The following is a 12,619-nucleotide window of genomic DNA, read 5'->3' on the forward strand; positions in this document are numbered from 1 at the left end:
CGCGCCGGACCGGCGCGCCACCGACCCTGGGACCGATCCAAGGACTGATACACCATGAGCCGACTTCAGCAAGGGATCTCGAAGCTCAACAGCCTCAACGGGCCGAGCGGCGGCGCGAGCAGCATCTCGCGCCTGTCCAGCCCGAGCATGGGCGGCGGGCCGGGGGGCGGGAAGAACTTCGACGAGCTGAAGCGCCAGATCCACTCGAAACTGGTGGAGCGGCTCGACTTCACGCGCGTGAAGGACCTGTCCAGCGAGGCCATGCGGCGCGACATCCGCCGCGTGATCGAGCACCTGTGCGACACCGAGAACCCGCTCCTCAACCGGATCGAGCGCGAGAAGCTGATCGAGGAGGTGCTCGACGAGACGCTCGGGTTCGGGCCGCTGGAGATCCTGCTCAAGGACCCGACGGTCAGCGACATCCTGGTGAACGGCCCGCACAAGTGCTACGTCGAGCGCCGCGGGAAGCTCGAGAAGACGGAAGTGAAGTTCCGCGACAACGACCACCTGATGCAGATCATCGACCGGATCGTGTCGAAGGTCGGGCGCCGCGTGGACGAGACGAGCCCGATGGTGGACGCGCGCCTCCCGGACGGCTCCCGCGTGAACGCGGTGATCCCGCCGATCTCACTGGACGGGCCGAGCCTCAGCATCCGGCGCTTCGGGGCCAACCCGCTGAAGCTCGAGGATCTGCTGAACTACAAGGCGTTCACGCCCGAAATGGCGATGCTCATGGAGGCGTGCATCAAGGCCCGGCTCAACGTGCTCATCAGCGGCGGGACCGGGTGCGGTAAGACGACGCTCCTGAACACGCTCTCGAGCTTCATCCCCGGCGACGAGCGGGTGGTGACGATCGAGGACGCGGCCGAACTGCAGCTCCAACAGGACCACGTGGTGCGCCTCGAAACGCGCCCGCCGAACATCGAGGGCAAGGGCGCGGTGAGCACCCGCGACTGCGTGCGGAACGCCCTGCGCATGCGGCCCGAGCGGATCATCATCGGTGAGGTCCGCGGGTCCGAGGCCCTGGACATGCTCCAGGCCATGAACACGGGCCACGGCGGGTCGCTGGCCACGCTCCACGCGAACACCCCGCGCGAGGCCCTCACGCGGCTGGAAACGATGATTATGATGGGCGGGTTCGAGCTCCCGGTGAAGGCGATGCGGCAGCAGGTCAGCTCCGCCATCGACGTCATCATCCAGGCGAACCGGCTCCAGGGCGGCCCCCGGAAGATCACCCACATCACGGAAGTGATGAACATGGAGCAGGACATCATCATCATGCAGGAAGTGTTCCGGTACAAGCAGCTCGGCATCGACCAGAACGGCCGCGCCTACGGCCAGTTCGAGGCGACCGGGGTCCGGCCCTCGTTCATCAACCGGCTGGAGTCGAAGGGCGTGAAACTGCCCTCGAACATGTTCGCCGAGCGCGTCCTGATGCGCGACTGATCCGGCGGCCGCGGGGCGCGGAGCGCCGGGCGCGGCTACGAAGAACGGAAGAACGGGTGGAAAGTGCGCGAACGGGAATCGTTCGCGCGGCGCCCGGTGCCGACTCGCCCGATACACACGCGGACCCGAAGGGACTGGGTTTGCTCGACGCGGCCACGGACGGCGGGACTCGTACACACGCACCGGGCGCCCGCGCCCGGCCAGGGCGCCCGCGCCAGGTGGACTCCGATGAACCCGATTCTCCTCCCGATCCTGATCGGCGGCTTGGTGATCGCGATGGTCGCCATGATGTACCTCGCGCTCCGGCGGGGCGACGAGGGCGCGGCCGCGGACCGGCTCGACCAGCTGGTCGGGCGGAACTCGCGCAAGGACTCCTCGGCCGACATGCTGCTGAAGCAGGCGCTCCAGGAGGTGGACCGCAAGACGCTCATGGACAAGCTGATGCCGGAGGCCTTCAACCTCACGAAGACCTTCGAGCAGGCGGACTGCAACATCAAGCCCAGCGCCCTGTTCGGGATCTCGCTCGGGCTGGGCGTGCTGGGCGCGGCCCTGAGCATCTGGCTCGTGAACATGTACGTGCTGCCGCTCGGCGCGGTGCTGTTCTTCGCGCTCCCCTGGGTGTGGCTGTACACCAAGCGCGCCGGGCGCCTGAAGAAGTTCGCGGCCCAGTTGCCCGACGCGATGGAACTCGTCGCCCGCGCGCTACGGGCCGGGCACTCGCTGGCCGCCGGGATGCACGTGGTGGCCGAGGAAATGCCGGCCCCGATCTCCAAGGAGTTCGGCCGGGTGTACGAGGAGCAGAACCTGGGCATCCCGCTGGAAGAGGCCCTCAAGGGGATGTGCGACCGGGTGCCGAACCTGGACCTCCGGTTCTTCGTGACCAGCGTCGCGATCCAGCGCCAGACCGGTGGCGACCTGGCCGAGATCCTCGACCGCATCGGGCACGTGATCCGCGAGCGGTTCAAGATTTTGGGCCAGGTGAAGGCCCTGACCGCGGAAGGGCGGCTCTCGGGCATCGTGCTCATCGCCCTGCCGATCGGCCTGTTCATCATGATGCTGTGGATGAAGCCGGACTACGTGCAGACGCTCTGGAAGGACCCGATGGGGATCAAGATGTCGATCGGGGCCATCGTGCTCATGCTGATCGGCTCGTTCGCCATCAAGAAGATCGTGGACATCAAGGTCTGACGAAGTGTGAGTCGGCGGAACCGGCCCGGTTCCCCGCACGCCCCGCACGAGTCACGCGCACCCATACTCACACTGCTTCGCACCGGAGACACACCTGTGGAACTGTTCGCGCTCCTGTCCGCCTCCGAACTGGCCCCGCTCCTCGTGTTCGTCGCGATCATGGCGGGCACGTTCTGGGTGCTCTCGCTGATCTCCAACCGCAACAGCCAGGCGGAGGAGCGGCTCGAGCGCATCGGCCGGCCCAAGTCGCTGGTCGAGATCGAAATGTCGCAGGCCGAGTCGCGCGGCCGGTTCAAGGGGCTCAAGGACGCCTTCAGCAACCTCGGCGGGGTAATGGAGCCCGGGACCGAGCTGGAAAAGAACTCGCTCCGGATCAAGCTGGCCAACGCCGGGTTCCGGAGCGAGAACGCGGCCGGCGTGTACCAGGGCATCCGCGTAGTTTGCCTAGTCGCGTTCCTTCTTCCGGCCCTTTTCTTTTTCTTGCTCAAAGACGGGTTCACCGTGAAGTCGATTGAATGGACTGTGGGGCTCGCGGGCATGGGGTTCTACTTCCCGCAGCTCGCGCTCTGGCACCTGCGGACGAGCCGGCAGAAGGAGATCTTCCTCACCCTGCCGGACGCGCTCGACCTCTTGGTGGTGTGCGTCGAGTCCGGGCTCGGCCTGGACGCGGCCCTGCGGAAGGTGACCGACGAGATGAAGGGGCACGCGAAGACCATCTGCGAGGAGTTCTCGCTCGCGAACCTGCAGTTGCAGATGGGGCGCCCCCGGCGCGAGGTGCTCCACGACCTCGGCGTGCGGACCGGGGTGGACGACGTGCGGAGCCTGGCGGCGATCCTGATCCAGGCCGACCGGTTCGGTTCGAGTATCGCCCAGGCGCTCCGGGTCCAGTCCGATTCGATGCGGACCCGGCGGCGCCAACTGGCCGAGGAAAAGGCGGCGAAGACGGCGGTGCAACTGATCTTCCCGCTGGTGCTGTTCATCTTCCCGGCGATCTTCGTGGTTCTGGTCGGCCCCGCGGCCATCCAGATCCAGAAGAATTTGTTGAGTAAGGGTGGTTAATTAGCCCGATCCCGGGCAGGACGCCCGGTTCGGTTCTCAAGGAGGAGAGTGCGATGACCAAGATGATGCGCGCGGCCGCGGCGGTCGCGATTCTGACGAGCGGGATGGGGTCCGTCGGGTGCGTGGGCGCCGGGGCCAGCGGGCGCCCGACCCTCGACGACCGCGCCCGGAACGTTTACGACCCGTGCTACCCCGAGCGGTACAACCACGCGGCCCGGCAAGCGGTGCTCGCGCCCTTCGCCCAACAGGTCCACAACGGGCAGGTGCTGAACCAGACCATCTTCACCTACTACTTCGAGACCGGCTCCGACAAGCTCACGTCCGCCGGGGTGGAGAAACTGGACTCGATCGCCCGGACGCGCCCGGCACCGGACCCGAAGCTGTACCTGCAAACGGCGATGGACGTCCCGGTGACCGACGCGACCGCGGGCAAGATCACCGAGCTGCGAGCCGATCTGGACGCGAAGCGCGCCGCGGCCGTCCAGAAGTACCTGGCCACGGTCCCGTCGTTCGCGCCGGTCAGCTACGAAATCTTCGTCCACAACCCGGCGACCCCGGGCATCAACGCCGAGTTCAGCGCCAACCCGTTCCGGTCTTCCGGCCTGGGCTACCGCGGCGGCATCACGGGCATGACGGGGACCGGCGGGGCCGTCAGCACCGGCGCCACTCAGGGCACGAGCCTGAGTTCGCCCGCGGGCGCCGGGGGCGGCACCGGGGCCGTCGTCCCGCGCTAAACCGCACTCGTAACGCCCGAACGACGCACGGGGTCGGGAGCCGTTTGTCGGCGCCCGGCCCCGATTTCGTGTCCTACACTACGGTGCGCCCGCTCGTAGCCGAGACCCGCACCGATGACGCTCCGATCACCCGCGCTCTTCGCCCTCGCGCTCTGCACCGCGGCCCTCTTCGCGCGCCCCGCCGGGGCGTCCGATACCCCACTCATCGCGGGCTACTGGACCGATTTTTACGACCACTGGGCCGGCGTCTTCCAGCAACAGAACGGCGTCGTCATGGGCGCGCTGGTGTTCGGGGGCGTGTGCCTCTTCATCATCACGCGCGGGAAGTGGCGGAAGTAGCGCGCCACACGTCGCCCGGCATACCAAAGCCGCAAGAAATTACGGGCCATAGAGTTGGGTACCGCCCGCTCTGGTTCAGTTTAACGGGCGCGCGCCCGGTCGGCCCTAAAGCGAAACACGCACCGAACGCGAGGGAACCATGTCACTGAGCCGGCAAGCGATGGCGGACTGGGACGGCAACCCGGCACCCGAGGCCCCACTGTTGCCGGAGTCGCTCAAGGAATCCGGGCTGACGCTCGGGTTCATCTGCGACATGCTGCTCCGCACGATCTACACCCGCGGGGTGATGGTCGGGCGCGACCTGGGCCAGTACCTGTGCCTGCCGTTCAAGGTGATCCGCGAACCGCTCAAGTTCTTGAAGGACGAGAAGTTAATTCAGGTGGACGGGGGTGATCTCGTCGGCGAGGTGAGCTACCGGTTCAGCCTCACGGACCTCGGGCGCGAGCGCGCGAAGGCCGCGATGGAGCAGTGCGCGTACATCGGCCCGGCCCCGGTGCCGCTCGAGGACTACGTCGAGCAGTGCTACCGCCAGACCGTCACCGGGTTGCAGTGCTACCCGGAGGCGCTGAAGGCCCCGTTCGGGCACCTGGTGCTCAAAGAGGAGATGTTCAACAACATCGGGCCGGCGATCATCAGCGGCCGGAGCGTGTTCATCTACGGTCCCCCGGGTAACGGGAAGACCGCGATGGCCCGGGCCATCGGCGACTTCATGAACACCGCCGGCGGGTCGATCTACATTCCCTATGCGTTCGTCGCCGACAACAACATTATTACGGTATTCGACCCGTCGCTCCACGTCATCGACGACACCGCGACCGAGTACGGCGACGACGCCGACGCCACCGTGCGCAAGCTGCTCTCGACCGGCGCGGTGGACCAGCGCTGGGTCCGCGTGCGGCGCCCGGTGATCGTGACCGGTGGTGAACTGAACTTGCAGATGCTCGACCTCCGGTACAACTCCGAGGCGAAATTCTACCAAGCCCCGATCCACTTCAAGGCCAACGGGGGCGTGTTCCTGATCGACGACTTCGGGCGCCAGCTCGTCAGCCCGAAGGACTTGCTGAACCGGTGGATTCTGCCCCTCGAGGACCGGCACGACTTCCTCACCGTGGCGAGCGGGAAGAAGTTCCAGGTGCCGTTCGAGCAGCTCATCATTTTCAGCACGAACCTGGACCCGAAGGCCCTGGTGGACGACGCCTTCCTCCGCCGCATCCGGCACAAGGTGGGCATCCAGGCCCCGCAGCGGGACGTGTACGAGCGCATCTTCTCCGCGAACTGCAAGCGCCTCGGGATGAACTACGACGGGGCCGCGGTGGACTTCCTGTACGAGCGCTACTACTCCCGCGGGCGCGTGCCGCGCGCGTCCGACTGTCGCGATTTGCTGGAAACGGTCCAGTCGATTTGCCGATACAGACGGCAACCCGTGCATCTTACGCGCGACCTGATGGCGGAGGCGTCGGCGAGCTTCATCGCCGAATTCACCTGATCGGCCGGGGCGCGAACATATATCCGAGGAAGGCCAATGGACGGCCGATTTTGTCTCAAGTGGTTCGCGCTCGGCTTCGCGCTCGCCGGCGCGGTCGGGTGCAACCGGAACAACGTACAACCGGGTCCGTTCGGTCAGATGCCGAACACCAACGGCGCCCCGAACCCGCTGACGCCCACCGGCGGCAAATCCATGTGGGGCGGGAGCGGGTCCAACGCGCCGCCCCCCTCCGTTCCGGTCGAATTCACTCCCGCCGCTTCTAACAAGCCGGCCTCAGCGGACGCGCTGGTCGCGATTTCGGACGTGCGCCTCGACGCCGCGTTCGACGAGAAGACCGTGCCCGGGAGCAAGGAGTCACTGCTCGACCTGGCCCGCGAGGGGTACCAAAAGGCCCTGAAACAGGAGCCGAAGAACAAGAGCGCGCTGCTCGGGATCGCCCGGTTCTACGGCCGGGTTGGTGAGAAGGAAAAGGCGATCGAGGCGTACAAGAAGTACCTGACGATGTACCCGAACGATGCGAGCGCGGCCCACGAGGTCGCCGTCACCCACGCCCGCTGGAAGGACTGGGCCGGTGCGTGCTCGTGGTGCGAGTTCACGCTGAAGATCGACCCGGAGAACCGCAACGTCAAGAAAACGCTCGGGTTCTGCATGGCCCGTGCCGGGAAGTGGGACGAGGCGTTCACGATGCTGTGCCAGATCATGCCGGAAGCCCAGGCCCGCCACAACCTCGCGGGACTGCTCGACCACATGGGCCACGCGGACGCGAGCAAGTCGCAGTTGCAGCTCGCGGTGAAGGCCGACCCGAACTACGCCCCGGCCCGCGATTTCCTCGCCGAACTCGACCAACCGCGACTCGGCACCACGGACCCGAGCGTGCGGCAAACCGGCGACCTCCAGCCCGCGCCATGATCGCACGAACGATTCACCAAACGACACCGCCCGGCGAGAAACGCCGGGCGGTGTCGTCGCGTTTGAGTGGAATTTCAAATCACTTCGGACCGGCGGGGAGATTGTCGTTGAGGTACCGCGTCAGCAGCGAGTACAGGTGACGGCTCGTGTTTTTCCCCTCGTTGATCGAGTGACTGCGGTTCGGGTACGCCATTAGCGTGAACGGCTTGTTCAACTCGATCAGCTTGTTCGCAAGCTTCTCCGCGCCCTGATAGTGGACGTTGTCGTCACCGGTGCCGTGAACCACGAGCAAGTTCCCCTTCAGCCCGGCCGCGTGGGTGATGGGCGACCCGCGTGCGTAGTCCTCGGAGTTATCTTGCGGCAGCCCCATGTACCGCTCCTGGTAGATCGTGTCGTACAGGCGCATGTCCGGTACCGGGGCCACCGACATCCCCGTGCGGTACAGTTCCGGATGGCGGAACAGCAGGTTTAGTGTCATCGACCCGCCGCCGCTCCAGCCCCACACGCCGACGCGATTCGCGTCCAGGTACGGGCGCTGTTTCAGCAGGTCGCGTGCGGCGGCGGCCTGATCCGCCGAAGCGACTACGCCGATCTTCCGGTACACCGACTTGCGCCAGTCGCGCCCGCGCGGGGCCGGCGTCCCGCGGTTGTCCACGCACGCCACTGCGTACCCCTGCTGCGTCAGCATCAGGTGCCACAAGTGTTGACGCCCGCCCCAGCGATCGACCACCAGTTGCCCCGCGGGTTCGCCGTACACGTGAAACACGAGCGGGTATTTCTTCGTCGGGTCAAAGTTTGCCGGCTTCATCAGCCACCCGTCCAACTTCACGCCGTCGCCGGCATCGGCCTGGAAGAACTCGACTGGCGTTTGGGCCAGTTTCGCGACAGTTGCGCGGAGCGCGTCGTTGGTCGCGAAGGTGCGGACGACCTTGTGCTCGGGCAACGCGACCAGTTCCACTCGCGGGGGCCGGCCGAACGACGAGTACGTGTGGACCGCGAACGCGCCGTCGGGCGAAACGTCGTAGTCGTGCCACCCCGGTTGGTCCGCCGGCGTCAGTCGCGTGGGTGTACCAGTCCCGTTTAGGGTCGCGCGATAGAGGTAGTGCTGAGTCGGGTTGTCCGGGGCCGCCAGATAGTACACGTGCCCTGATTTCTCGTTGACGTGCGCGACTCGAATCACATCGAAGGCCCCAAACGTTACGCGGCGCACGGCCGTTCCGTCGCGGGTCGCGAGGTACAGGTGCCGCCACCCGTCGCGCTCGCTCACCCACGTGAAGGCGGCGCCCTTCTCGACCCATTCGACCGCGTCGTCGTGGACGTCCACCCACGCTCCGTCGCGCTCGGTGAGGGCCGTTCGCGTCCGCCCGCTCGTGACGTCGGCGAGCATCACGTCTACCGCGTTCTGGAGCCGGTTGACGCGCTGGAGCACCAGTTCGTTCGAGTTCCCGGCCCATGCCATCCGCGGGATGTAGAAGTCCGTGCGGGTGTCACCGGGAACGTCGATCCATTTCGTTGTTCCACCGGTCGCGGCCACGACACCCACGCGGCACGCGGAGTTCCGCTCCCCGGTTTTGGGATACGCGAACGTCTTGAGGGCCTGGTAGGTTCCGCTCGTGTTGTCCACGAGTGTGAACGTCTTCACGCCCCGGGTGTCGAGTTGCCAGTACGCGATCTGTTTCCCGTCGGGGCTCCACCGCCACCCGTCGCGACAGAAGAATTCCTCCTCGTACACCCAGTCGAAAGTACCGTTGATGATTTGTTCCGACCCGTCCGCGGTGACCTGCGTTGCTGGTCCGCCGGCAATCGGTTCGACGAAAAGGTTGTTCTCACGCACGTACCCGACACGAGTGCCGTCTGGGGAGACCTTCGCGAACATGAGCGTCGAGGGTTTGGCGTCGCCACCGAGTTTGGTCAGCGTGTTCGTTGATCGGCGGAAGACCCAGTAGTCGCCGCGCGTGTTCTGGCGCCACACCTTCACGGAGTTGGTGAAGATCAGCACCAAATCGAGATCCTTCGACAGCTCGTACCCGTGAACCGCGATCGGTTCTTTCGCCCCGGGCGGAACGAGCTTCTCGGCGGCAACGAGCACCTCGCTCTTCCCGGTCGAATCGACCCGGACGAGGTCGCTCGCGCCCTTCTGCGTCTTCGACGGCTGAAGGGTCGTGTGCGCCCCGCCTTCGAGCCACTTCACCGACGGGACGTCTTCCCCTTTGAAGTCGTCGGAAGCGAAGATCCGGTCGAGTGTTAGTTTGGTCGGATCGGATTGTTGCGGTTGCGCGACGACCGGGGCCGCGAACAGCGCAACAAGCAGCAACGAACGGCGGTACATGAACGCGCTCCGCAATATGGGACGCTGTTCAGCGTGCAATCGCGGTTCGTGCCCGACAAGCACGATTGGGCAAGATGGGGTAAATTTGCCGAATTGACCACCGATACAACCCGACACCCGGCAAGCGGGGCGAACGAACGAGGAGATTGGGGAGCCGATTTGCACAGTTTACTTGCTTGCAGCGAGCCCTTGGTTTTGAGCGTCGCCTTGTTCTTAATGCAGCCTAATTGCTGACCGTTTGCGAATCCGGTCGGGGTCGTATGTTGTCGGGATGAACAAGCCCCGTAAATTCGTCCGCACGCTCACGGCCGCCGAGCGGCGGGCGTTGGAGCGAGGCCGTAAGTCGGCCGATGCGTTCACCGTCCGCCGGTCGCAGATCCTGTTGGCGAGTGCCGGGCGGATGGGGCCGGCCGAAGTCGGGCGGGTGGTCGGGTGTACCGCCCAAGCGGTCCGCAACGCCGTCCGGGCGTTCGAGACCGACGGCCTGGGATGCTTGGGCGCCAAGTCGCATGCCCGCAAGGATCCCGGCCGGGTATGGGACCGGGGGCGGGACGAGGACCTCAAGGATCTACTCCACCGCCGGCCCCGAGAATTCGGCAAGCCGACGAGCCTGTGGACCCTGGCGTTGGTGGCCGAGGTGTGCCACCAGAAGGGATGGACGCCCCGGGTGCTGTCGGTCGAGCCGATCCGACAGGCGTTGAAGCGTCTCGGGGTCGGGTGGAAGCGGGCCAAGCACTGGATCACCAGCCCGGACCCCGAATACGTCAAGAAAAAAGGCGTCGGGACCGGCTGATCGCTGAGGCGGCGAAGCATTCGGACTGGGTGCTGGGCTTTCAAGACGAGTGCTGGTGGACGCGACTGGCCCAGCCCGATCTGTTCGCCTGGACGACCTCCGGCCCGCTCCGGCTCGGGGGCAACGCCCGGGATCCGAAGGGCGGCGGGCCCGAGCCGGTGGCGTGCTATGGGGTGCTGCGGGCCGACACGGGCGGGATGATGCTGCGGTTCTGCGACGGGCGCCCGGTAAGTGCCACCACCGAGGCGTTCCTGGGGTGGGTGTGCGAGGTGCTGGCGACCGAGGGGAAGGCGGTGTTGGCCCTGGTGTGGGACAACGCCGCGTGGCACGTGAGCCGGCGCGTGCGGCGGTGGATCGAGGCCCACAACCGGCGGGTCCGGCGAGCGAAGACCGGGTGCCGGATCCGGGTGTGCGGACTTCCCGTGAAGGCCCCGTGGCTCAATCCGATCGAACCCAAGTGGGTCCACGGCAAGCGGGCCATCGTCGAGCCCGACCGGAAACTTACCGCCGCTGAGGTACGGCAACGAGCGTGCGACTACTACGGCTGCACGCTCCACCCCACATTGCCAAAACCTCAGCCATGATCCTGCATTAACAACCATTCACCCCTTAATTGGTTGGACGTTTCTCCAGTCGTTCTGGGTGCTCATCTCTGAATTCCTATCCACCTCGCCGAAACATCGCTCAACAGTCGCCCGCTATGTTACCCGTGCGGGATTGATCGTGTTCGGGGAGGTAGTGGCTTGGAGAAGGTAAACCTGGCCGAGAAGCTGGCGCTGATTTCCGACCACTGGAATCCAAGAGTGGTCGGTGAGTTGAACGGCCAGCACGTCAAACTGGTCAAGTTCCGGGGTGAGTTCGTGTGGCACAAGCACGACCACGAAGACGAACTGTTTCTCGTCGTGAACGGGCGGTTCACGATGGAGTTCCGGGACCGCACGGTGCTCGTGAGCGAGGGCGAATTCCTGGTAGTACCTCGTGGCGTCGAACACCGCCCGGTCGCCGAGGAGGAAGTCAGCGTCCTGCTGTTTGAACCGGCGACGACACTGAACACCGGCAACGTGCGCAACGAGCGAACGGTCGAGCGCCTCGACCGCATCTGACGACGAAAACATCGTGACGCCGTTCGAGAAGCCGTTTACCGCGGAGTAACGAACGAGACGGAGACGCAATTCGGGAAGCAAACGTGTCACAATCGATCTCTGCCGTTGCTCTAGTCGTTCACGACTACGACGATGCGATCCGCTTCTTTACCGAGTGCCTGCGATTCACGCTCGCCGAGGATACGGCCCTCACGCACGACAAGCGGTGGGTCGTGGTGCGCCCGCCGGGTGGAGGTACAGCACTCCTGCTGGCAAAGGCGGTCACGCCGGAGCAGCGAGCGCGGGTCGGGGACCAGACCGGTGGGCGAGTGTTCCTGTTCCTCCAGACGGACGATTTCTGGAGTGACTATCGCGACATGCGGGAGCGAGGGGTGCGGTTCGCCGAAGAACCGCGGGAAGAGGAATACGGGACGGTCGCCGTGTTCCTCGACCTCTACGGCAATCGTTGGGATCTGGTGTCACCCCGACTCCCCGGTTAGACAACCGCCTTCACCGCCCCAAACGCCGCAAAGCAAACGTTCTTGTGGAGCACGTCGACCTGGGCGAACCCGACGTCCCGGAGCAAGTCGAGTTGGAACGTGAGGGGGCGCGGCGTGTCCTCTTGCTCGACGTAGGCAAAGACGTGATCCCGGTACACCTCGTCCTTCAACGCCGACAGGTACTCACCGTACCGGTTCCACATCAAACGCTGAACCGCCGGGATCGAGCTCTCGACCAGATCGAACACCCACACCGACCCGCCCGGACGCAGCGCCCGGTAGATCGCGGTGAACACCGACCGCCACTCGCCGTCGGTGCGCAGGTGGTGCAACACCGCAGCGGCGACCACGATATCGAACCGCCCCTCTCCAAGCTCCACCTCCCGGATGTCGCCCTGGAGCGCGGTGACCGTTCCGCTCGTGGCCCGGCTCACCCGCTCGGTCGCCCGGTCGAGCATGGGACGGCTCAGGTCAATGAGCGTTACGTCCAAGTTGGGGATGTGCTGAAGCAGTTTGAGGGTGTAGTTCCCGGCCCCGCACCCCACGTCGAGGACGTGTCGAGCGTGCGGGGTGGTTGCGGCTGCGGTTTGAGCAACGAGCGTCATCGCCAGCGGCGCGTCAATGGTCGCCGACTGCCCGGTTTCGAGATTACTGAACCGCTCCACATCGGCGTCGAACCGCCGCCGGATGTCATCGACTGACGATTTCATCGTTCCCTCGTGGAAATCAGCTTTGATGACGTGAAACACCGTAC

General features: G+C 65.6%; 13 protein-coding genes. 11 read left to right on the plus strand and 2 right to left on the minus strand.

Annotated elements, in window-relative coordinates; translation table 11 throughout:
• The first annotated feature begins 147 nt into the window (after positions 1 to 147).
• From VT84_RS31565 to VT84_RS31595, 7 genes are all read left to right on the plus strand, one after another.
• Positions 148 to 1,446, plus strand: a complete 1,299-nt coding sequence (locus VT84_RS31565) for a CpaF family protein (protein ID WP_052557471.1) — start codon at positions 148 to 150, stop codon at positions 1,444 to 1,446.
• A gap of 228 nt (positions 1,447 to 1,674) precedes the next feature.
• On the plus strand, positions 1,675 to 2,634 hold the full coding sequence (locus VT84_RS31570; RefSeq protein ID WP_082842319.1) for a type II secretion system F family protein: 960 nt from the start codon (positions 1,675 to 1,677) through the stop codon (positions 2,632 to 2,634).
• A 96-nt stretch (positions 2,635 to 2,730) separates the two neighbouring features.
• Positions 2,731 to 3,693, plus strand: coding sequence for a type II secretion system F family protein (locus tag VT84_RS31575; protein WP_052557262.1), 963 nt, complete (start codon positions 2,731 to 2,733; stop codon positions 3,691 to 3,693).
• 53 nt (positions 3,694 to 3,746) lie between these two features.
• A complete protein-coding gene (locus VT84_RS31580; RefSeq protein ID WP_052557264.1) occupies positions 3,747 to 4,427 on the plus strand; it encodes a hypothetical protein in 681 nt (226 codons plus the stop codon).
• 114 nt (positions 4,428 to 4,541) lie between these two features.
• A complete protein-coding gene (locus VT84_RS31585; protein WP_052557266.1) occupies positions 4,542 to 4,766 on the plus strand; it encodes a hypothetical protein in 225 nt (74 codons plus the stop codon).
• Between the two features lie 139 nt (positions 4,767 to 4,905).
• Positions 4,906 to 6,252, plus strand: coding sequence for an ATPase (locus tag VT84_RS31590; protein WP_052557267.1), 1,347 nt, complete (start codon positions 4,906 to 4,908; stop codon positions 6,250 to 6,252).
• 36 nt (positions 6,253 to 6,288) lie between these two features.
• A complete protein-coding gene (locus tag VT84_RS31595) occupies positions 6,289 to 7,161 on the plus strand; it encodes a tetratricopeptide repeat protein (RefSeq protein WP_052557269.1) in 873 nt (290 codons plus the stop codon).
• Positions 7,162 to 7,240: 79 nt separating this feature from the next.
• On the opposite strand, the gene VT84_RS31600 is transcribed toward VT84_RS31595, so the two are convergent.
• On the minus strand, positions 7,241 to 9,490 hold the full coding sequence (locus VT84_RS31600; protein WP_082842320.1) for a S9 family peptidase: 2,250 nt from the start codon (positions 9,488 to 9,490) through the stop codon (positions 7,241 to 7,243).
• Between the two features lie 271 nt (positions 9,491 to 9,761).
• Here VT84_RS31600 and VT84_RS31605 point away from each other — a divergent pair, with 271 nt between their 5' ends.
• The 4 genes from VT84_RS31605 (at position 9,762) to VT84_RS31620 (ending at position 11,865) form a co-directional block, all read left to right on the plus strand.
• The gene (locus tag VT84_RS31605) at positions 9,762 to 10,283 is read left to right on the plus strand and encodes a helix-turn-helix domain-containing protein (protein WP_052554143.1); all 522 of its coding nucleotides are present in this window, start codon (positions 9,762 to 9,764) and stop codon (positions 10,281 to 10,283) included.
• A 29-nt stretch (positions 10,284 to 10,312) separates the two neighbouring features.
• Complete coding sequence (locus VT84_RS31610) at positions 10,313 to 10,867, plus strand: transposase (protein ID WP_082839376.1); 555 nt, start codon at positions 10,313 to 10,315, stop codon at positions 10,865 to 10,867.
• Between the two features lie 159 nt (positions 10,868 to 11,026).
• Positions 11,027 to 11,386 (plus strand): cupin domain-containing protein, encoded by a 360-nt coding sequence (locus tag VT84_RS31615; RefSeq protein ID WP_082842321.1) that lies wholly within the window; start codon positions 11,027 to 11,029, stop codon positions 11,384 to 11,386.
• A gap of 83 nt (positions 11,387 to 11,469) precedes the next feature.
• Complete coding sequence (locus VT84_RS31620; protein ID WP_082842322.1) at positions 11,470 to 11,865, plus strand: VOC family protein; 396 nt, start codon at positions 11,470 to 11,472, stop codon at positions 11,863 to 11,865.
• On the opposite strand, the gene VT84_RS31625 is transcribed toward VT84_RS31620, so the two are convergent.
• Entirely contained in the window at positions 11,862 to 12,575 is a 714-nt protein-coding gene (locus VT84_RS31625; protein WP_082842323.1) for a class I SAM-dependent methyltransferase, read from the minus strand. The two genes, VT84_RS31620 and VT84_RS31625, sit on opposite strands and share 4 nt — an antisense overlap.
• Positions 12,576 to 12,619 lie beyond the last annotated feature (44 nt).

This window comes from Gemmata sp. SH-PL17, assembly GCF_001610855.1.
In the GTDB taxonomy this organism is placed as follows: domain Bacteria; phylum Planctomycetota; class Planctomycetia; order Gemmatales; family Gemmataceae; genus Gemmata; species Gemmata massiliana.

Excerpts from the sequence above, each read along its gene's own strand:
- VT84_RS31565 (WP_052557471.1), top strand. The coding sequence starts at position 148 with ATGGGCGGCGGGCCGGGGGGCGGGAAGAACTTCGACGAGCTGAAGCGC.
- VT84_RS31570 (WP_082842319.1), top strand. The coding sequence starts at position 1,675 with ATGAACCCGATTCTCCTCCCGATCCTGATCGGCGGCTTGGTGATCGCG.
- VT84_RS31580 (WP_052557264.1), top strand. The coding sequence starts at position 3,747 with ATGACCAAGATGATGCGCGCGGCCGCGGCGGTCGCGATTCTGACGAGC.
- VT84_RS31585 (WP_052557266.1), top strand. The coding sequence starts at position 4,542 with ATGACGCTCCGATCACCCGCGCTCTTCGCCCTCGCGCTCTGCACCGCG.
- VT84_RS31590 (WP_052557267.1), top strand. The coding sequence starts at position 4,906 with ATGTCACTGAGCCGGCAAGCGATGGCGGACTGGGACGGCAACCCGGCA.
- VT84_RS31595 (WP_052557269.1), top strand. The coding sequence starts at position 6,289 with ATGGACGGCCGATTTTGTCTCAAGTGGTTCGCGCTCGGCTTCGCGCTC.
- VT84_RS31600 (WP_082842320.1), bottom strand. The coding sequence starts at position 9,490 with ATGTACCGCCGTTCGTTGCTGCTTGTTGCGCTGTTCGCGGCCCCGGTC.
- VT84_RS31605 (WP_052554143.1), top strand. The coding sequence starts at position 9,762 with ATGAACAAGCCCCGTAAATTCGTCCGCACGCTCACGGCCGCCGAGCGG.
- VT84_RS31625 (WP_082842323.1), bottom strand. The coding sequence starts at position 12,575 with ATGAAATCGTCAGTCGATGACATCCGGCGGCGGTTCGACGCCGATGTG.